14 protein-coding genes are annotated in these 19,841 nt (G+C 67.9%); 13 read left to right on the forward strand and 1 reads right to left on the reverse strand.

Going from position 1 to position 19,841, the window contains the following annotated elements:
- The first annotated feature begins 341 nt into the window (after nt 1-341).
- The 10 genes from L6Q67_RS14420 to L6Q67_RS14465 are packed head-to-tail and all read left to right on the forward strand — an operon-like array spanning nt 342 to nt 10,615.
- Nucleotides 342-707 (forward strand): response regulator, encoded by a 366-nt coding sequence (locus tag L6Q67_RS14420; RefSeq protein WP_296570625.1) that lies wholly within the window; start codon nt 342-344, stop codon nt 705-707.
- An 8-nt stretch (nt 708-715) separates the two neighbouring features.
- Nucleotides 716-1,996 carry a methyl-accepting chemotaxis protein gene (locus L6Q67_RS14425; RefSeq protein ID WP_296570628.1) on the forward strand — a complete coding sequence of 427 codons (1,281 nt, stop codon included), beginning with the start codon at nt 716-718 and terminating at the stop codon, nt 1,994-1,996.
- Nucleotides 1,997-2,016: 20 nt separating this feature from the next.
- Entirely contained in the window at nt 2,017-2,310 is a 294-nt protein-coding gene (locus L6Q67_RS14430; protein ID WP_296570631.1) for a lipid asymmetry maintenance protein MlaB, read from the forward strand.
- A 12-nt stretch (nt 2,311-2,322) separates the two neighbouring features.
- Nucleotides 2,323-4,503, forward strand: coding sequence for a chemotaxis protein CheA (locus L6Q67_RS14435; RefSeq protein ID WP_296570634.1), 2,181 nt, complete (start codon nt 2,323-2,325; stop codon nt 4,501-4,503).
- A 24-nt stretch (nt 4,504-4,527) separates the two neighbouring features.
- The gene (locus L6Q67_RS14440) at nt 4,528-6,987 is read left to right on the forward strand and encodes a methyl-accepting chemotaxis protein (RefSeq protein ID WP_296570638.1); all 2,460 of its coding nucleotides are present in this window, start codon (nt 4,528-4,530) and stop codon (nt 6,985-6,987) included.
- A 21-nt stretch (nt 6,988-7,008) separates the two neighbouring features.
- On the forward strand, nt 7,009-7,584 hold the full coding sequence (locus tag L6Q67_RS14445) for a chemotaxis protein CheW (RefSeq protein WP_296570641.1): 576 nt from the start codon (nt 7,009-7,011) through the stop codon (nt 7,582-7,584).
- Nucleotides 7,585-7,606: 22 nt separating this feature from the next.
- Nucleotides 7,607-8,197: a chemotaxis protein CheD gene (locus tag L6Q67_RS14450; RefSeq protein WP_296570643.1), complete on the forward strand. Its 591-nt coding sequence runs from the start codon at nt 7,607-7,609 to the stop codon at nt 8,195-8,197.
- Nucleotides 8,198-8,205: 8 nt separating this feature from the next.
- Nucleotides 8,206-9,039 (forward strand): protein-glutamate O-methyltransferase CheR, encoded by an 834-nt coding sequence (locus L6Q67_RS14455; protein WP_296570646.1) that lies wholly within the window; start codon nt 8,206-8,208, stop codon nt 9,037-9,039.
- Nucleotides 9,036-9,536 (forward strand): chemotaxis protein CheD, encoded by a 501-nt coding sequence (locus L6Q67_RS14460; RefSeq protein ID WP_296570649.1) that lies wholly within the window; start codon nt 9,036-9,038, stop codon nt 9,534-9,536. Before L6Q67_RS14455 ends, L6Q67_RS14460 begins: the two co-directional genes overlap by 4 nt.
- The gene (locus L6Q67_RS14465) at nt 9,536-10,615 is read left to right on the forward strand and encodes a chemotaxis response regulator protein-glutamate methylesterase (RefSeq protein ID WP_296570765.1); all 1,080 of its coding nucleotides are present in this window, start codon (nt 9,536-9,538) and stop codon (nt 10,613-10,615) included. Before L6Q67_RS14460 ends, L6Q67_RS14465 begins: the two co-directional genes overlap by 1 nt.
- Before the next feature lie 15 nt (nt 10,616-10,630).
- Here L6Q67_RS14465 and L6Q67_RS14470 read toward each other — a convergent pair whose 3' ends face one another.
- Nucleotides 10,631-11,911, reverse strand: coding sequence for a DUF3391 domain-containing protein (locus tag L6Q67_RS14470; protein ID WP_296570652.1), 1,281 nt, complete (start codon nt 11,909-11,911; stop codon nt 10,631-10,633).
- A 139-nt stretch (nt 11,912-12,050) separates the two neighbouring features.
- Here L6Q67_RS14470 and L6Q67_RS14475 point away from each other — a divergent pair, with 139 nt between their 5' ends.
- From L6Q67_RS14475 to L6Q67_RS14485, 3 genes are read left to right on the forward strand one after another with little or no spacing between them, the layout of a single operon-like run.
- Nucleotides 12,051-14,054 (forward strand): PAS domain S-box protein, encoded by a 2,004-nt coding sequence (locus L6Q67_RS14475; RefSeq protein WP_296570654.1) that lies wholly within the window; start codon nt 12,051-12,053, stop codon nt 14,052-14,054.
- Between the two features lie 51 nt (nt 14,055-14,105).
- Entirely contained in the window at nt 14,106-18,401 is a 4,296-nt protein-coding gene (locus tag L6Q67_RS14480; RefSeq protein ID WP_296570657.1) for a PAS domain S-box protein, read from the forward strand.
- Complete coding sequence (locus L6Q67_RS14485; RefSeq protein WP_296570660.1) at nt 18,398-19,840, forward strand: bacteriohemerythrin; 1,443 nt, start codon at nt 18,398-18,400, stop codon at nt 19,838-19,840. The genes L6Q67_RS14480 and L6Q67_RS14485 overlap by 4 nt, the downstream gene beginning before the upstream one ends.
- Nucleotide 19,841 lies beyond the last annotated feature (1 nt).

Consider the following 19,841-nt stretch of genomic DNA (forward strand, 5'->3'; position numbering starts at 1 on the left):
CAACGGCTTATCCCAGTTTTGGGGCTGCCCTCGGGCAGGCTTGAGGGGCTGCTTTCGGGTGCGTTGCCGCAGACCCGCCGGCCGCGCTTGCCACGGGCCGGGTGGGCGGGGTGGAAGCCCGGCGTCCGGATCGGGGAGGCCTGTTGCTGCATTGAACAAACTTCCTGTCCGGGCCATCCACTTTGGCCTCAAGTTTGCCGCCGGGCGTCCGTTGAGCCATGCAGTACAAAGGCTGCCCCCGCTGGGGGCGCAAAGGATCGCCACCCGGGCAGCCGTCGTCAATCAATTAAAAATGCAGGGCCCGTGCCGGCATGCGGCCGCCCGGGTCAGGGAGTCAGCACGTGAAGACCATCATGCTGGTGGACGATTCCGCCACCGTATTGCTTTCCATCTCCGGGATTCTCGCCAAGGCGGGTTTTCAGGTCGTCACCGCCAGCAGCGCCGAGGACGGCCAGAAGAAGCTGGCGGCCGGGACCAAGCCCGATCTGCTCATCACCGACCTCAACATGCCCGGCATGAACGGCATCGAGTTCATCAAGGTGGTGCGCCAGCGGGCCGAGCTGCGCTTCATGCCCATCCTCTTCCTCACCACCGAATCCCAGCAGAGCAAGCGGGCCGAGGCCAAGGCGGCGGGGGCTTCCGGCTGGATCGTCAAGCCGGCCACCGCCGACACCCTGCTCAACACGATCAAGCTGGTTCTGCGCTGAGCGCTTCCATGACCATCCAGAACAAGTCCCTGCGGCGGAGGGTGCTGCTCTCCGGCGTGACGGCGGCCGGGGTGTTCGGTGTGGTGTATTTTGCCAACCCCCTGTATCACGAGATCCTCCTCGACGGCTTCGGACTCAGTCACTCGATGGGCGACGCGCTGGGTGCAGCCTTCGCGGTCATCATCAGTTTTGTGGCCCACCACCTGCTGTCCATCGCCCGCTACCGTGATCCGAGTTACGGCGCCGAGAATGCCCTGCAGCATGCCCGGGATGACGCGGCTCGGCAGCACGGGGTGGCGGTTCAGGTGGGGCAGTCCCTGGAGCAGGTGCCCCATCTCAACAGCATCCTGGCCGGCCAGCTCAATGCAGTGACCGAACAGACCGAGGCCGCTGCGCTGGGCATGGTGCAGCGCCTGCAGGCGGTGGATGAGGTGGTGCGTGACCTGGACGGGGTGGTGCAGGCCTTCACCCAGGAGTCCAGCCAGATCGTCGAGGAGGCCAATTCCCGCGCGGCCCGCAACCAGAAGACCCTGGAATCCCTGCAGCGCTACATCCACAGCCGCCTCGCGAACGTGGGCGAGGAGCAGGAGCACGTGATGTCGGCCCTGGCCGAGGCCAAGTCCCTGGCCCAGTTCGTCAACCTGGTGCGCGACATCTCCGGACAGACCAACCTCCTGGCCCTCAATGCGGCCATCGAGGCGGCCCGGGCCGGCGAAGCCGGGCGCGGCTTTGCCGTGGTGGCCGACGAGGTGCGCAAGCTCGCCGGCCAGACCGACCAGGCGGTGCTGAAGATCAACGAAGGCATCGGTCGGGTGGTGAACACCATCGAGTCCAAGTTCCGGGCCCAGCTCGACCAGTCGATCTCGAATGCCGAGGAGAGCGCCCTGCGCACGGTGGCCGACCAGTTCGACGAGGTGAGCCAGAGCTATGCCCAGCTGCTCGAACACGAGGGCCGGATCCTCGGCGTGTTCCGCCAGTCCAGCGGCCGGCTGGCCGAGATGTTCATGGAAACCATGGCCAGCGTGCAGTTCCAGGACGTCACCCGGCAGCAGATCGGGCATGTGATCGAAGCCCTGGAGCGCCTTGATGCCCATGTGCTCAAGCTGTCGGCGTGCCTCGCCGGCTCCGTGGCGGCGGACGACATTCCGGCCATGACGGAACAGATCGACCGCCTGTTCGAGAGTTATGTGATGGACCGGGAGCGCGATGAGCATGCGCGCCGCAGCGGCCGGGCCACGTCCTCGGCGGCGACCGGTGCGGCGAGCGGCCCCCCGGTCGAGCTGTTCTGACGCGCAGTCTGGAGAAAATGATGAGCGTGATCCGACGTGCCTTTACCGAAGATTTCACGATCTACCGGGTGGCCGAGATCAAACCTGAACTGCTGGAGGCGATTGCGGCCGGCGAACGCATCGAGCTCGACCTGGCCCAGGTGGAACGCATGGACTCCGCCGGCTGCCAGCTGCTGATGCTGGCCAAGCGCGAGGCCAGCGCCGCCGGCAAGACCCTGGCCATCGTCGCCCACAGCCCGGCCGTGCAATCCCTGATCGAGTTCTACAACCTGGCCGCCTGGTTCGGCGATCCCCTGGTCGTAGCAGCCCAATAGCGGCACCCCACCATGGACGAACTCAAGCAAGTCTTTCTGCAGGAAAGCAACGAGCAGCTCGATGCCCTCGAGGCGCTGCTGCTCGAGCTGGAAGCCCGCCCCGACGACGAGACCACCCTCAACGGCATCTTCCGGGCTGCCCACACCATCAAGGGTGCGGCCGGGATGGTCGAGTGTGCGGCGGTGGAGTCCTTCGCCCACGTGGTCGAGAACGTGCTCGACCGCCTGCGCAACCACGAGATCGCGGTGAGCACCGAGCTCGCTGCCCTGATGCTGGCCTGTACCGACCAGTTGCGCGTGCTGGTGGCCGACGAAGCCGGCGTCGCCGACGTGGCGGCGGAGGAGATCCAGGCCCGTACGGCTGCCCTGCTGGCCCGGTTGGGCGAGTACGGTCCGGCTGCGGTCGGCGGGCAGGTGTCTGCCAGCCCCAAGGCCAGCGAGCCCGGAGTGCAGCGTATCCCCGCGCGGCATGCGGGCCACACCTGCTGGCACATCTCGGTGCGCTTCGGCCCCGATGTGCTGCGCCAGGGCATGGACCCGGAGAACTTCCTGCGCTTCCTCGAGACGGTGGGCAACATCCGCCACATCGAGACCCTGGCCGACGGCATGCCCGCCGCCGAGGCGATGGACCCGGAGCTGTGCTACCTGGGCTTCGAGATCGCCCTCGAGTCGGCTGCCGACAAGCAGGCCATCGAGGACGTCTTCGCCTTCGTGCGGGACGAATGCCGGCTGGCCATCCTGCCGCCGGACAGCAAGGTGGGCGACTACCTGAAGCTCATCGACAGCCTGCCCGAGGACAGCCTGCGCCTGGGCGAGATCCTGGTGCGGGTCGGTGCCCTCACCGCCGACGAGCTGGCCGAGGGGCTGCGCGCCCAGGCCACCCCGGCCTCCGCCGACAGCGCCCCCGAGGGCACGCCCATTGGCGAGATCCTGGTGGCCCGCCAGGTGGTGCAGCCCGAGATTGTTGCCGCCGCGGTAGCCAAGCAGACCCAGGTCAGTGAAAAGAAGGCCCATGACGCCAAACTCATCCGCGTACCGGCGGACAAGCTCGACCACCTGATCAACCTGGTGGGCGAGCTGGTGATTGCCGGTGCCGCCACCAGCCTGCTGGCCCACACCCGGCGCGACGGCGAGCTGATCGAATCCTCGTCCCTGCTGACCCGCCTGGTGGAGGAGATCCGCGACGCCTCCCTGCAGCTGCGCACGGTGCAGATCGGCGAGACCTTCAACCGCTTCCAGCGCCTGGTACGCGATGCCTGCAAGGACCTGGGCAAGGACGTGGAGCTGGTGATCTCCGGCGGCGAGACCGAACTCGACAAGTCCATCGTCGAGAAGATCGGCGACCCCCTGATGCACCTGGTGCGCAACAGCCTCGATCACGGCATCGAAGCCCCCGCCGTACGCGAGGCTGCCGGCAAGAGCCCGCGGGGCACCCTGTCCCTCAACGCCTATCACGATGCCGGCAACATCGTCATCGAGGTGGCCGACGACGGCGCCGGCCTCAACCGCGAGCGCATCCTCGCCAAGGCCGTCGAGCGTGGCCTGGTGGAGCCGGACGTGCACCTGTCCGACCGGGAGGTCTATGACCTCATCTTCGCCCCCGGCCTGTCCACCGCCGAGCAGGTGACCAACCTGTCCGGCCGCGGGGTGGGCATGGACGTGGTGCGGCGCAACCTGCAGGCCCTGCGGGGCACCATCAACGTGGACAGCCACCCGGGGCAGGGCACGCGCCTGACCCTGCGCCTGCCCCTCACGCTGGCCATCATCGACGGCTTCCTGGTGGTGTCGGCCAACCGCTCCTATGTGATTCCCCTCGACGCCGTGGTGGAGTGCATCGAGCGCCCCGTCACCGAGCACGACCGCAACTACTTCAACCTGCGCGGCCAGGTGCTGCCGGCGGTGTGTCTGCGGGAAAGCTTCAAGCTGCCCGGCGAGCGCCCGGCCCGGGAGAGCGTGGTGGTGGTGCAGTACGCCGGCCAGCGCGCCGGCATCGTGGTGGACCGCCTGGCCGGCGAGCTGCAGGCGGTGATCAAGCCCCTGGGGGCGATCTTCCGCCACCTCCAGGGCATCGGCGGATCGACCATCCTGGGCAGTGGCGAGGTGGCCCTGATCCTCGACATTTCCGCCCTCATCAAGATTTCCGGCCAGGCTGAGCAGCGCCTCCTGGCCCGCCCTGAACAACGTAACGCCTGAATATTCAGCAACTGGAGAGTCATCATGTTCAAAAACCTGAAGATCGGAGTACGGCTGGGGATGGGGTTTGCCTTCCTGCTGCTGTTGCTGGTGGTGATCTCGACCCTGTCGATCTCGCGCATCAATACGCTCAACGGCCAGATCGGCCAGCTGGCCGAAGAACGATTGCCGAAGATCGTGCAGACGGAGGAGATCCGGATGAACGTGCAGCTTGTCGGCCGCGCCGTGCGCAACATGATCATGACCACCGACAAGGCCCTGGAGAAGAAGCAGCTCGAGGACATTGCGAAGTACCGCAGCCGCAACGGTGAGATCCTGCAGCAGCTGGCGCCGCTGACCCGAACCGAAAAGGGCAAGGCGTTGCTGACCGCGGCCACCGAGGCCCGGGGCCGCTTCAATACCGTGATCGAGCGGCTGCTGCCTCTCGCCGATACCTCCTCGCCCCAGTACAACCAGGACAAGGCCGTTCAGCTGCTGTTTGGGGAGTACGCCGAGGTGGCTGGTGCGTATAACGGCGCGCTGGAAGCCTTTTCCAAGTTCCAGATCGACAGCGGCAAGCGGACCGGTGAGGAGGCGGTGGCGCTGGCGGCGTCAGCGCAGACCACCCTGATTGTCCTTGCGGTGACCTCCATCCTGCTGGCCGTCCTCATGGCCTTCCTGCTCACCCGCAGCATCACCCAGCCGGTTGGACAGGTGGTGGATGCGGCCAAGAAGATGGCGGTTGGCGATTTCAACTTCACCCTCAAGAGCGATGCGAAGGACGAGGTCGGGCAGGTGGTCCAGGCGGTCGAGGCCGTCCAGCACGCCGTCCAGTCCATGTCTGCCGATGCTTCCGTGCTGGTCGCGGCGGCGGTGGAAGGCCGCCTCGCCACCCGCGCTGATGCGAGCAAGCACCAGGGTGATTTCCGCAAGATCGTCGAAGGCGTCAACAACACCCTCGATGCCGTGATCAATCCCCTCAACGTGGCGGCCAACTACGTGGACCGCATCTCCAAGGGCGACATCCCGGCGAAGATCAGCGACAGCTACAACGGCGATTTCAACACCATCAAGAACAACCTCAACACCTGCATCGACGCAGTGGACAAGCTGGTGGCCGATGCGGGCGTGCTGTCCAGGGCCGCGGTGGAAGGCCGTCTCGCCACCCGGGCCGATGCCACCCAGCATCAGGGTGACTTCCGCAAGATCGTCGAAGGCGTCAACCAGACCCTCGACTCGGTCATCGGCCCCCTCAACGTGGCGGCCAACTATGTGGACCGCATCTCCAAGGGCGACATCCCGGCGAAGATCAGCGACAGCTACAACGGCGACTTCAACACCATCAAGAACAACCTCAACACCTGCATCGACGCAGTGGGCAAGCTGGTGGCCGATGCCAACCTGTTGTCCGCAGCGGCCATCGCCGGGCGCCTTGAAACCCGCGCCGACGCCAGCCAGCACCAGGGTGATTTCCGGAAGATCGTGGATGGGGTGAATGGCACCCTGGATGCCATCGTCGGGCCGATCAACGAGGTGCGCCGCATCATGAGCGCCATCGAGCAGGGTGACCTGACCCAGAACATCGCCAACGACTACCAGGGCGACTTCAAGGCCCTGAAGGAAGCGGTGAACAACACCGTGGCCAAGCTCTCCGACACCATCACCCAGGTGCGCACCGCCGCCGATGCCCTGACCAACGCTTCCGGCCAGGTCTCGGCCACCGCCCAGAGCCTGTCCCAGTCCTCGTCGGAGCAGGCTGCCAGCGTGGAAGAGTCGTCCGCCTCGGTGGAGCAGATGTCGGCCTCCATCAACCAGAACGCCGAGAACGCCAAGGTTACCGACAGCATGGCCTCCAAGGCCGCAGTGGAAGCCACCGAGGGCGGCGACGCGGTGAAGAACACCGTCGACGCCATGAAGAAGATCGCCCAGAAGATCGGCATCATCGACGACATCGCCTATCAGACCAACCTGCTGGCCCTCAACGCGGCCATCGAGGCCGCCCGGGCCGGCGAGCACGGCAAGGGCTTTGCGGTGGTGGCGGCGGAAGTGCGCAAGCTGGCCGAGCGCAGCCAGGTGGCAGCCCAGGAGATCGGTGGGCTGGCCGGTGATTCCGTCGGCCTGGCCGAGCGTGCCGGGCATCTGCTGGACGAGATCGTGCCGTCCATCCGCAAGACCTCCGACCTGGTGCAGGAGATCGCCTCTGCGTCCCAGGAGCAGTCGTCCGGCGTGGCCCAGATCAACAACGCCATGAACCAGCTCAACCAGGCCACCCAGCAGAACGCCTCGGCTTCCGAGGAGCTGGCGGCCACGGCTGAAGAGCTGGGCGGCCAGGCCGAGCAGTTGCAGCAGCTGATGCTGTTCTTCACCATCGACGAGCGCAACATGGGCCGTGGTGCTGCCCGACCGGCGGCCGCCAGTGCGCCGCGCAATGCTCCCGCCAAGCCCCGCGGCGGGGCCCGGGTGGCCGGCTTTGCGTTCAACGAGAACGACTTCGAGAAGTTCTGAGCGGCGAGAAGGAGCCCGACCATGTCCACGCTGCCCACCGCGGCGGGCACTCCAGCCACCCCTGGCGCCAAGGCGCAGGTGGTGGAGGCCAGCCCCGCCCAGTACCTCACCTTCCAGCTCGGCGGCGAGATGTTTGCCGTCGGCATCCTCAACATCAAGGAGATCATCGAGTACGGCACCGTCACCGAGATCCCCATGGTGCCGCCCTTCATCCGCGGGGTGATCAACCTGCGCGGGGCGGTAGTGCCGGTGATCGACCTGGCCAGCCGCTTCGGCGGCAAACGCTCGGAGATCTCCCGGCGCACCTGCATCGTCATCATCGAGCTGTCCGAGAACGACGAGCGCCAGGACGTGGGCGTGGTGGTCGATGCCGTGTCGGAGGTGCTGGAGATCCCGGCCTCCGAGATCGAGCCGCCGCCGTCTTTCGGGGCCCGCATCCGGGCCGACTTCATCCGCGGCATGGGCAAGGTGAATGGCAGGTTCGTGATCATCCTCGAGGTGGCCAAGGTGCTGTCGGTGGATGAGATCGCCTCCCTGTCGCAGCTGGCGACCGAGTCCGTCGCCGACAGCCAGGCCGGCGCCGTGGCTCAGGACTGAGCGCGGGCAGCCGCAGGCCATCATGGACTACGCCAGCCTGCCGGCCCGGGAGATCGAGCGCTTGTCCCGCAACGTGGCCCCGGGCGCCTGGGCCGTGGAGCGGGAGCGGCCCCTGTCCACCCTGCTCGGCTCCTGCGTCGCGGTGTGCCTGTACGATGCCCAGGCCCGGGTGGGCGGCCTCAACCATTTCATGCTGCCCAATCTGCAGCGCAGCGCCCACAGCGAGGTGGATGCCTTGCTGGCCGGCGATTACGCCATGGAGGCCCTGCTCAACGCCCTGCTCGCCCAGGGGGCGAAGAAGCCGCGCATCCAGGCCAAGGCCTTCGGCGGTGGCACCATCATCGAGACCGCCGGGCAATCCCTGGCCATCGGCCAGCGCAACGCTCGCTTCGCCCGCGACTGGCTGCAGCGGGAGGGCATCCCCGTGGTGGCCTCCGACTTTCTCGGCCCGTGGTCGCGCAAGCTGCTGTTCCTGCCCTCCAATGGCGATGCCTGGTGCAAGCGCATCGTCACCTCCCACGCCACCGCAGAGGTCATTGCCCGCGAGGAGCGCGCCTATGCGGCGACCCTCGTCAAGCCCCAGGCGGCGGACGACAACGTAGAACTGTTTTGAGCCTGCCCATGAACGGCCCCGCCGCCGGGCACCCGTCGGGTGCCGCCATCACCGACCAGGAATTCGCCCTGTTCCAGCGCCTGATCTACAAGATCGCCGGCATCAGCCTGTCGGATGCCAAGAAGGTGCTGCTGGTCGGCCGCCTCGCCAAGCGCCTCAAGCACTACGGGCTTCCCACCTTTTCCCAGTATTACCGCATGCTCGCCACCGGCCAGCACCCGGAGGAGCTGCAGGTGATGGTGGATCTGCTCACCACCAACGAGACCTACTTCTTCCGCGAGCCGCGCCACTTCGAGTTTCTCCGCGACGAGATCATCCGCCCGCGGCGCAGTCCGGCGCCCTTCCGGGTGTGGAGCGCCGCCTGTTCCACCGGCGAGGAGGTGTATACCCTGGCCATGCTGCTCGCCGAGACCCTGCCCAACGCCCCCTGGGAGGTGGTCGGTTCGGACATCAGCACCCAGGTGCTGGCCAAGGCCGAGGCAGGGCATTACCCCCTCGACCGCAACGAGGGCATTCCCCCGGCCTACCTGGTCAAGTATTGTTTGAAGGGGGTGCGCGCCCAAAGCGGCAGTTTCCTCATCACGCCGGAGCTCAAGCGTCGCACACATTTCCAGCAGGTGAACCTGACCCTGCCGGTGGATGCCGGGATCGGCGACTTCGAGGTAATCTTCCTGCGTAACGTGATGATCTATTTCGACATGGACACCAAGCGCAAGGTCGTGGCCAACCTGCTGCCCCGCCTCAAGTCGGGCGGGCACCTGATCATCGGTCACTCGGAGACCCTCAACGGCATCCAGCAGGGCCTGGAACCGGTGCGGGCGACCATCTACCGCAAGCCATGATCGAGCTGGCCGACGACATCCACGAGGTGTTCCTGCAACCGGGCGACTTTCATTTCGGGGGGGGACGCACGCGCCTGTCCACTCTGCTCGGGTCGTGCATCTCCATCACCCTGTGGCACCCGAGGCGCCTGATCGGCGGCATGTGCCACTACATGCTGCCGGGGCGCGGCCGCGTCATGGATGCCCCCCTGGACGGGCGCTACGCCGACGAGGCCCTGACCCTGTTCGACCAGGCCGTGGCCCGTGCGGCGAGCCGGCCGGCGGAGTACCAGGTGAAGGTCTTCGGGGGCGGCAACATGCTCGCCCGCGATGGCGCGGCGCCCCGGGTGATGGACATCGCCAGCCGCAACGTGGACCGCGCCCATGAACTGCTGGCCCGCCACGGCTATCACCCCACGGTGACCCACTGCGGCGGCCAGGGCCACCGCAAGCTGATCTTCGATCTGTGGACCGGCCATGTCTGGATGGCCCACCGCCCCCTGGAGGGCAGACTTTGATCGCCCGCAAGCCCATCCGCGTGATGATCGTGGACGACTCGGCCATCGTGCGCCAGGTGGCCAGCGAGGCCATCGCCGCGCAGACCGACATGCAGGTGCTGGCCACTGCCTCGGACCCGCTCTTTGCCATCGACAAGATGCGCAAGGAATGGCCGGACGTGATCGTCCTCGACATCGAGATGCCGCGCATGGATGGGCTGACCTTCCTGCGCAAGCTGATGGCCAAGCGTCCGACCCCGGTAGTGATCTGCTCGTCCCTGGTGGACCGGGGCGCCAAGGCCAGCTTCGATGCCCTGGCGGCCGGTGCGGTGAGTCTGGTGGCCAAGCCCAAGGTGGGGGTCCGGCAGTTTTTGCAGGACGAGAGCGAGAGCCTGGTGGCCGCCGTGCGTGCTGCCGCGGGGGCACGCCTGCGCCAGGGGGTGCCCCCGCCGCCGCGTCCCAAGCTGACCCTCGATGATCTGCCCGCCGGGCCGCGGCTGGCCGCCACGAGCGACCGGACCCGGGTGGTGGCCATCGGCACCTCCACCGGCGGCACCCAGGCCCTGGAGGCGGTGCTGACCAGCCTGCCCGAGGCGGTGCCGGGCATCGTCGTGGTGCAGCACATGCCGGCGGGCTTCACCGACATGTTTGCCCGGCGCCTCGACGGCCTGGCGCGCATCCGGGTGCGCGAGGCGCGCCCGGGGGATCGGGTCGAGCCTGGCCTGGCGCTGATCGCCCCCGGGGGGCGCCACCTGCAGCTGGCCCGGGATGGGGGCGGCTACCATGTGGGGGTGGTGGACGGGCCCCTCATCAATCGCCACAAGCCCTCGGTGGATGTGCTGTTCCGCTCGGTGGCCCGAACGGCCGGGGCACGCGCCCTGGGCATCATCATGACCGGCATGGGCGACGACGGAGCCCTGGGCCTCAGGGAGATGCACGATGCCGGCGCCACCACCATTGCCGAGGCCGAGGAGACCTGCGTGGTCTTCGGCATGCCCAAGGAGGCCATCCAGCGGGGGGCGGTGGACAGCGTGCTGCCGCTCCACGACATTGCCGCCGGGTTGGTGGCATGGAGCCGCGGGGCCCCGCGCAGCGAGTGAGCGGCGCGCCGGTGCCTATTCCGGCTGACCGTGGAAGTAGCTCAGGCGCCGTCGCGGTGCCAGGTATTCGAGGGCCGCGGGGTCGGCCTCGGCGGGGCGCACCACGGCGTCCACCTTCACGTCGGGCTCGCTGGCGAGATCGACGATCAGCGCCTCGCTGCGTGGCACGGCCGGGTCGAAGATCATCACCGTGGGGCGCAGCAGGCGCGTGTGATCCACCGCCACCACCAGCCCCAGGTTGCCGTTGGACAGCTGCACCATGGACCCCGGCGGATAGATGCCGAGCAGGCGCACGAAGCGTTGCAGCAGGTCGGCGTCCCAGTGCATGTGTTCGCTCTTGAACATCAGGGTCATGGCTTCCGCCGGAGTCACCGCCTTGTCGTGCTGCAGCGGGTTGCACAGGTTGTCGTAGCGGTTGGTGATGGCGACGATGCGTGCCGCCCTGGACAGGCGGGCCTCGCCCAGGTGGTTCGGATAGCCCTTGCCGTCCACGGTCTCGTGGTGGCTCAGGATGATGTCGATCACCGCCGGGGGCAGAACTCCCAGGTCCCGGGCCATCTCGGCGCCGTATACGGTATGCAGGCGGAAGAACTCCTCTTCGTGGCGGTTGCGCTGGGGGTTGCGCAGCACCGCGTCGGGCACCCGGGCCTTGCCGATGTCGTGGAACAGGGCGCCCTCGCCCAGCAGGCGCAGTTCATCCGGTGACAGCCCCGCCGAGCGCCCCAGCATCAGCGACAGGATCATCACGTTGAGGGCGTGGAAGTAGGCGTTGTCGTCCGCGACCTTTTCACCCATCAGGTGGAGGATCATGCCGGCATCGTCGGCAAAGGCGCCGACCACCTCGTCCACCAGTTCGCGGGCACCCACCACCGAACGTTCCGAAGCGGCGAAGAGGTTGCGCATCACGTCGCGGATCTGCTGAGCGGCGCTCTGGTAGTGCTTTTCACACCGGGCGATGAGCTTGCGCTGGTGTGCCACCCGCTCGGCCTGCAGGCGCTTTTCCGCCAGCGCGGCCAGCTGTTCGGTACTCGGCCGGGCAGGTGTGGCCGGTGAGGAGGCCGTGGGAGATGCGCTGCGTGGGAGGGGTTGGGCCGAACTGCGCTCCGGCAGATACAGGATGCTCTTCAGGCCGAGCCCGCGCAGGATGTCCACCTGGGCCTGGTCGTGGATGCGGAACTGGTTGAACAGGAAGGGATGGGCCATCCAGCCCGACGGCAGGCGGATGAACAGCCCGGGCTGCAGCTGGGAAGGGTCGATTGCTGTCACCACTTCGTGGCGACGGGTGAAGGGGGGCACGGCGGACTCCTCGGCAGTACTTCAGGCATAACGGCAGTGTGGCCCGCAGCTAAAGTTCGTCGATGGAGGGCCGTAGTCCCTTCCGATATCGAGCCTCGCGGCAACGTCTGCCCGTTCACCGGTCCGTCCCGCCCACCCCATGACCAAGTCCAGCTCTCCCACGCGGATTCGTGGCCGCCTCCAGGCCCGGGAGGCGGCCTCATTGATCCGTGATCCGCTCTTCCTGCTCGGGTCGGACCGCCGCATCCTGGACTGGAACCGGGCGGCGGCACGGGCCCTCGACATGGACGAGCGCCTTCCGGCGAGTGCTGCTGCGCTGGGCACCAGCCCGCGCCTGCAAGGCCTGGCCGAGCTGCTCCGGGAGGCCGACGGGCCCTTCTGTCTGACCCTCGAGGCACCCGATGGTGAGCGCACCTACGCCGCCGACCTGCACCGGGACGAGGAGGGCGGCCTGATCCTGCTGCTGCATGACGACACCGAGCGGGTCCGCCTGCACCATGCCCTGAAGGAAAACGAGAACCGGCTGCGGGCCATTACCGGCGCGGCCATGGAGGCCATCATCACGATGGACCACCGGGGGCGCATCCAGCAATGGAACCCCACCGCCGAGCGCATCTTCGGCTGGACCGCCAGTGAAGTGCTGGGGCGCAATCTGCACACCCTCCTGGCGGGGCCATCGGAGCAGGCGCGTTTTGCGGCGGCGCCGGGCAGCTGGCCGCAGACCGGACAGGGGCGTACCTTCGGTTCGATCATCCGCTTGCCGGCGGTGCGCAAGGATGGCGGGGTGATCGAGGTCGAGGTGTCGGTGACCGCCTATCGCATGGCTGGCCGTTGGGAGGCGCTGGGCATCGTCCGCGACGTGACCGAGCGGGCCCGGGCCGAAGCCCGCCTGAAGCTGGCGGAGGCACGCTGGCAGTTTGCCCTTGAGGGCGGCGGCGATGCCGTATGGGATTGGGATGTGGTCAGCAACGAGGTGTTCCAGGGGCCCCGTTTCTACAGCATGCTCGGATACGAGGAAGACGCCTTCCCGCGCCGCTTCGAGAGTTTTCGCGGGCTGGTGCATCCCGACGACTGGCCGCGCCTGATCCGCGCCCTCGAGCCGGTGTTCAGCGGTGAAATCCCCCTGTACCGCTGTGAGTTCCGCATGCGTGCCGCCGATGACGAATACCACTGGATCGCCTCCCGGGGGAAGGTGATCGAATGGACGCCGGACGGCAAGCCGCTGCGCATGGTGGGCACCCACCGCAACGTGCATGCCCGGCATGAGGCCGAGGCGGCGCTGCAGGCACAACTGGCCGAGACCCAGCGCCTCAATGCCGAACTCGAGGAGACCCAGGTGCAGCTCGTACAGAGCGAGAAGATGGCCTCCATCGGCCAGCTTGCCGCGGGCGTGGCCCACGAGATCAACACTCCGCTGGGCTTCGTCAAATCCAATGTGGGCAGCCTGCAGGGCTACGCCGCCACGCTGGTGGAGCTGGTGGATGCCTTTCGCACGGCGACCACCGGGATGGACGGGGGGCCGGCCCTGGCGGCTGTGCGCGAAAGGCTGGCCGAGGTGGAGTTCGACTACCTGCGCGAGGACATTCCGGCGCTGCTTGCCGAAACCCAGGACGGCATCCTGCGGGTCCAGCGCATCGTCGCCGATCTGAAGGACTTCTCCCACCTGGGCAGCGAGCAGTGGGCCTACGCCGACCTGCATCGTGGGCTCGATTCCACCATCAACATCCTGCGCAACGAGATCAAGCACCGGGCCGAGGTGCTGCGGGAGTATGGTGAGCTGCCCGAGGTGTGGTGCCAGCCCTCCCAGCTCAACCAGGTCTTCCTCAACCTGCTGGCCAACGCCGCCCACGCGATCACCGGGGGAGGGCGCATCACCGTGCGCACGCGCCTGGACGGCGACACGGTGGTGGTCGAGCTCAGCGATACCGGCTGCGGCATTCCACCGGAAAACCACCAGCGTATCTTTGATGCCTTCTTCACCACCAAGCCGGTGGGCAAGGGCACGGGGCTGGGTCTGTCGATCAGCTACGGCATCATGCGCAAACATGGCGGGCGTATCGAGCTGGAGAGCCGGGTTGGGGAGGGCAGCACCTTCCGCCTTGTGCTTCCGGTACATGGTATGCAACCCTCCCATGGGACCTGAAAGGCTTCTTGAATGACCCTCCCGCCCGCTTCCCCTGCTGAGGATCCGACCTTGCACGCCGCGCCGGCTCCGGCTGTCAGCCCACCCGTCGGCGAGGGCGAGGGGGCTGTCCGCAGCCTGGAGCAGGAGCGCGCTTTCCTGAAGGCGCTGGTGCGGGCGCTGCCCGACCTGGTGTGGCTGAAGGACCCGGACGGCATCTACCTGGCCTGCAACCCCCGGTTCGAGCGCTTCTTCGGTGCCCGGGAGGCGGATATCGTCGGTCGCAGCGATTACGACTTCGTGCCCTGGGACCTGGCGGATTTCTTCCGTCGCAACGATCTGGCTGCCATTCACGCCGGGCACCCGGTGCGAAACGAGGAGGAGCTGGTGTTTGCCGAGGATGGCCACCGGGAGTGGGTGGAGACCCTCAAGACGCCGATGTACGACGCCGACGGGAAGCTGGTGGGGGTGCTCGGGGTGGCCCGGGACATCACCGACACCCGGCGTGCCCAGGAGGCGCTGCGCGAGCGGGAGGAGATCTTTGCGAGCATCGTGGGGCAGGCGCCGGACTCGATTGCCCTGGTGGACGCCCAGAGCGGCCGCTTTGTCGAGTTCAATGATGCGGCCCACCGCAACCTGGGTTACAGCCGGGCTGAGTTTGCCGAGCTGACGGTCGCAGCCATCGACTGTGAGCTGAGCCCGGAGCTGATGGCCCGGTATGTGGGGCAGATGTTGAGCCCGGAAGGGCTGACCATCGAGACCCGTCATCGCCATGCCAGCGGCGTAGTGCGCGACGTGCGGGTGCGCGCCCGGGGCATCACCCTGCGGGAGGGGCGCCAGTACCTGGCCGCGATCTGGAGCGACATCACCGACAGCAAGCGCGCCGAGCTCAGCCTGCGGCGGGCCAACCGGGCCCTGCGCACGGTCTCCGAATGCAACCAGGCCCTGGCCCGGGCCACGGACGAGCAGGCGCTGCTGCAGGACATCTGCCGCCTGATGGTGGAGTACGGGGGCTACCGCATGGCCTGGATCGGCTACGCCCGGGACGACGCGGACAAGACGGTGACGCCGATGGCCGACGCGGGGATCAATGCCGGCTACTTCGAGACCCTGACGCTGTCCTGGGGCGACAACGAGGCGGGGCGGGGCCCGACCGGCACGGCGATTCGCGAGCGACGCCCGGTGATGTGCCGCAACCTGCTCGCCGATCCCGGCTTCCATCCCTGGCGGGAGCAGGCCGTGCAGCGTGGCTATCGTTCGTCCTGCGCCCTGCCGTTGCTGACCGCCGGGGGCGGTTGCCTGGGAGCCCTGTCGGTGTACGCAGAGGAGGTCGAGGCCTTCGATGAGGAGGAGATCCGCCTGCTCACCGATCTCAGCGGTGATCTGTCCTTCGGCATCCGTGCCCTGCGTGACCGCATTGCCCGGGACGAGGCCCAGCGCATGCAGCGCTCCGCGGAGCTGAAGCTGCGCCATCTGGTCGAGGCCAGCCCGACCATCCTGTATTCCCTGCGGATCGTCGACGGCCAGACGGTGTCGGTGATGGTCGGGGACAACATCCTGCGCATTTTCGGCTACACCACCGCCGAGGTTCTGGCCCCGGGCTGGTGGGAGGCCCACATCCATCCGGACGACCGGGACCGGGTTGTGGCCATGTCGCGGCGTCTGCCCCGGCTCCGGCAGATCTCCCACGAGTACCGCTTTGCCCGCAAGGATGGCGACTACGTGTGGGTGCGCGACGAGCTGCGGCTCGAACGGGATGGCGTGCCCGGCAGTACGGGCGACCTGGAAATCGTCGGGGCCTGGACCGATGTCACGGCACGTCGGCGTGTCGAGGTGGCCCTCACCACCCAGCGCCAGGTGCTGGAAATGGTGGCTTCCGGGGCCAGCCTGGCGGATACCCTGGATACCCTGGTGTGCGGGGTGGAAGCCCAGCTCAGCGGGGTGCGGGCCTCCGTCCTGCTCCTCGACCCGGATGGCGAGCACCTGCGCCACGGGTCGGCGCCCAGCCTGCCCGAAGCCTACAACCAGTGGGTGGACGGGGTGAGCATCGGCGAGGCGGCAGGCTCCTGCGGAACGGCTGCCTGGCGGCGTGCGCCGGTGATCGTCGAGGACATCTCCCGCGACCCCCTGTGGGCAGCGTATGCCGGGGTCGCCGCGGATTTCGGGCTGAAGGCCTGCTGGTCCACCCCCATCTTCAGCCGCGACGGAAGCGTGCTGGGCACCTTTGCCCTGTATCCGGCGGTGATCTCGCGGCCGGGGGAGGACCACCTGGAGCAGATTGCCCTGGCCACCGACGTGGCGGCCATCGCCATCACCCGCCATCGGGAAGAGTCGGCCCTGCGCCAGAGCGAAGCCCGCTTCCGCCAGCTTTTCGAGGTGGCGCCGATGCCCCTGGCGCTGGTTGGGGCGAATGGCGTGGTGCTGGACATCAACCGCAGTTTCACCGAGACCCTCGGCTACACCCTGGCCGATGTGCCCGACATGGAAACCTGGTGGCGCTTGGCCTACCCCGACCCGGATTACCGGCGCTGGGCCCAGGCCACCTGGGGGGCGGCCCTGCGCGAGGCCAGTGCCAACCAGCGTTCGGTGGAGCCCTTCGAGTACCGCATCACCTGCCGCACGGACGAGGTGCGCACCCTGATGGTGTCAGGCGCCCTGGTGGATGACAGCCTGCTGGCAACCTTCTTCGATGTCACCGAGACCCGCAAGCTCGATGCCCAGCTTGATCTCTACCACCAGCATCTGGAGGATCTGGTGGCCGAGCGTACGGCCCAGCTGGCCGAGGCGCGGAAGAAGGCCGAGTCGGCCAGCCAGGCCAAGACCGCCTTCCTGGCCAACATGAGCCACGAGATCCGGACGCCGATGAATGCCATCCTCGGGCTGGCCCGCCTGCTTGAGCGCAGCCCCTTGCAGCCCGCCCAGCAGGACCGTCTCAACAAGATCCGCAATGCCGGCAGCCACCTGCTGTCGATCATCAACGACATCCTCGACATCTCCAAGATCGAGGCGGGCAAGCTGACCCTGGAGTCCATCGATTTCGCCCCGGGCGTGCTCTTCAACCAGGCCCACTCCCTGATCCACGAGCGGCTGGCCGCCAAGCACCTGGAGTTCCACTCCGACACCGATGGCCTGCCGCCGGTGCTGCGGGGCGATGTGACCCGCCTGCGCCAGGCCCTGCTGAACTACCTGAGCAACGCGGTGAAGTTCACCGAGCAGGGCTGCGTGAGCCTGCAGGCCCGGGTGCTGGAGGAGGGCGAGCTTGATCTGCTGGCGCGTTTCGAGGTGATCGATACCGGCATCGGCATTGCCCCCGAGCATCAGCCCCGCCTGTTCCAGTCCTTCGAGCAGGCCGATGCCTCCACCACCCGCCGCTACGGCGGTACCGGCCTGGGGCTGGCGCTGACCCGCCATCTGGCCGGCCTGATGGGCGGCGAGGCGGGCGTGGACAGCGCACCCGGCCGGGGCAGCACCTTCTGGTTCACCGCCCGCCTGACCAAGCGCCCGGGGATGACCCTGCCCCTGAGCGCCTCGGAGGTGCCGGCGGAGACCCTGATGGATGCGACCCTCAGCCTGCAGGGCGCGCGGGTCCTGCTGGTCGAGGACAACCTCCTCAACCAGGAAGTCGCGGTGGAAATGCTCGGCGACCTCGGCCTGATCATCGACCGCGCCGCCAATGGCGCGGAGGCCGTCGAACTGGCCCGCCTCAATGTCTATGCGGTGATCCTGATGGACATGCAGATGCCGGTCATGGATGGCCTTGAGGCCACCCGCCGCATCCGCCACCTCGACGGCTATGCGCACATCCCCATCGTTGCCATGACCGCCAATGCCTTTGACGAGAACCAGGACGCCTGCATGGCGGCCGGCATGAATGACTTCCTCGCCAAGCCGGTGGAGCCCGAGGCCCTGTGTCAGATGCTCCTGAAGTGGCGGCCCGGGGCAAGGCCCGGGCCGGCGAGGCCTCAGTCCGGGCCGGCGGTGGCCGCCGAGGGCGCTGACGGCGGCACGTCCGACGATCTCGACGTGGAGCGCGGCCTGCGCATCGTCCGGGGCAAGTGGCCCACCTACCTGCGCCTGCTGGGGATCTTTGTCGATACCCACGGGGACGTGGCCGAGCGCTTGATGGCCTGCCTGGCTGCCGGTGACATTGCAGAGATCGCCCGCTTGGCCCATGCACTCAAGGGATCGGCCGGCAACGTGGGGGCGATCCGGGTGAGCAGTCTGGCCGACGCAGTGTGTCAGGCCGCCCGGACGGAGCGCGCCCCGGAAAAACTGGCCGATCTGCTGGCCGGGCTGGGGCAGGCCCTCCACGATCTGTTCAAGGCCATCGGCAAGCAGCTTGCCCGCGGTGGGGACGAGAACCCATGAGCGGCGGCGCGCGGATCGCCCCCTTCCAGTGGGCCGACTATTTCGAAACCGGCTTTGGCGAGGTCGATGCCCAGCACCACAAGCTGGTGGACCTGGTGAATGCCCTGGCCCAGCGGGCGGCTACCGGCAGCGAGATCCAGCCGGCCGAGCTGTCCCATGTGCTCGACGGCCTTGGCAGCTATGCGCTCCATCACTTCACCGCTGAAGAAGCGTTGATGGTCCGTGTCGGTCTCGATGAGCGCCATCTCCGCAGCCACCGCCAGAGCCACGCCGACTTTGTGGCCCAGGTGGAGGAAATGCGCCACACCGCAGACCCGACCCGGGCGGTGCCCGTCCTGTATCGCTTCGTCTCCAGCTGGCTGACCTTTCACATCCTCGATACCGACCAGAACATGGCCCGCCAGCTGCGCGCAGTGGCGGCCGGGAGCACGCCGGCCGAGGCCTTCGAGGCGGCCGCCGGCTACAGCAGCGATCCGGGCAACACGGCGCTGATCGCGGCGGTGCGCAACCTGCTCGGTCTGGTGGCCGAGCGCAACAGCGAGCTGGCCCGGATCAATGTCAGCCTGGAGCAGCGGGTGGCGGAGCGGACCGCCGAACTGACCACCGCCAACCAGACCCTGCGCCACACCCTGGACTCCCTGCAGGAGACCCGGGACCGCCTGCTGGAGGCCGACAAGCTGGCCGCCGTGGGCCAGCTGGCGGCCGGCGTCGCCCACGAAATCAACACGCCCCTGGGCTACGTGGCCTCCAATCTGGGGACCTTGCGCGAGTATGCGGAGCGCCTGCTGGCCCTGGTGGATACGGCCGACCGCCTGGCGGCGGGCGGGCGGAATGCCGACGCCTGGACCGCGGCACGGGATGGCACCGATCTGGACTTCATCCGCGAGGATCTGCCGACCCTGGTGGCCGAATCCAACCGGGGGCTGGGGCAGGTGTCCGATATCGTCCATGCCCTGCAGGACTTTGCCAGCGCCGGCCCCACCGAGACCCGCCAGATCGCCCCGGCACAGATGCTCAATGAGGCGATCCAGGCGACAGCCGGTACACGCCAGCCCGGCCAGGAGGTAGTGCGGAGCTACGCGACCCTGCCCGAGATGGCGGTGAATCCGACCCTGCTGGGGGAGGCCTTGAAGGCCCTGCTCGACAACGCCGCAAAGGCCCTGGGGAGCGATCAGGGCACGATCGTGGTGCGCGCCTGGCGTCAGGACGAGAGCCTGGTGGTGGAGGTGGAGGACGACGGATGCGGCATGGACGAAGCCACCCGGGGGCGCATCTTCGAGCCCTTCTTCACCACCCGCCCGGTGGGGCAGGGGCGCGGCCTGGGGCTGTCGTCGGCCTACCGCATCGTGCACCGGCACGGTGGGCGCCTCGACGTGAGCAGTACACCGGGCAAGGGGAGCTGCTTCCGGGTGGTGCTGCCCCTTTCACCGTCGCCCTGAA

Origin of the sequence: Zoogloea sp. (assembly GCF_023150065.1) — a bacterium.
Lineage (GTDB): Bacteria > Pseudomonadota > Gammaproteobacteria > Burkholderiales > Rhodocyclaceae > Zoogloea.

Coding starts and splice junctions, on each gene's coding strand:
- L6Q67_RS14425 (WP_296570628.1), top strand. CDS start 716: ATGACCATCCAGAACAAGTCCCTGCGGCGGAGGGTGCTGCTCTCCGGC.
- L6Q67_RS14430 (WP_296570631.1), top strand. CDS start 2,017: ATGAGCGTGATCCGACGTGCCTTTACCGAAGATTTCACGATCTACCGG.
- L6Q67_RS14435 (WP_296570634.1), top strand. CDS start 2,323: ATGGACGAACTCAAGCAAGTCTTTCTGCAGGAAAGCAACGAGCAGCTC.
- L6Q67_RS14440 (WP_296570638.1), top strand. CDS start 4,528: ATGTTCAAAAACCTGAAGATCGGAGTACGGCTGGGGATGGGGTTTGCC.
- L6Q67_RS14445 (WP_296570641.1), top strand. CDS start 7,009: ATGTCCACGCTGCCCACCGCGGCGGGCACTCCAGCCACCCCTGGCGCC.
- L6Q67_RS14450 (WP_296570643.1), top strand. CDS start 7,607: ATGGACTACGCCAGCCTGCCGGCCCGGGAGATCGAGCGCTTGTCCCGC.
- L6Q67_RS14455 (WP_296570646.1), top strand. CDS start 8,206: ATGAACGGCCCCGCCGCCGGGCACCCGTCGGGTGCCGCCATCACCGAC.
- L6Q67_RS14460 (WP_296570649.1), top strand. CDS start 9,036: ATGATCGAGCTGGCCGACGACATCCACGAGGTGTTCCTGCAACCGGGC.
- L6Q67_RS14475 (WP_296570654.1), top strand. CDS start 12,051: ATGACCAAGTCCAGCTCTCCCACGCGGATTCGTGGCCGCCTCCAGGCC.
- L6Q67_RS14485 (WP_296570660.1), top strand. CDS start 18,398: ATGAGCGGCGGCGCGCGGATCGCCCCCTTCCAGTGGGCCGACTATTTC.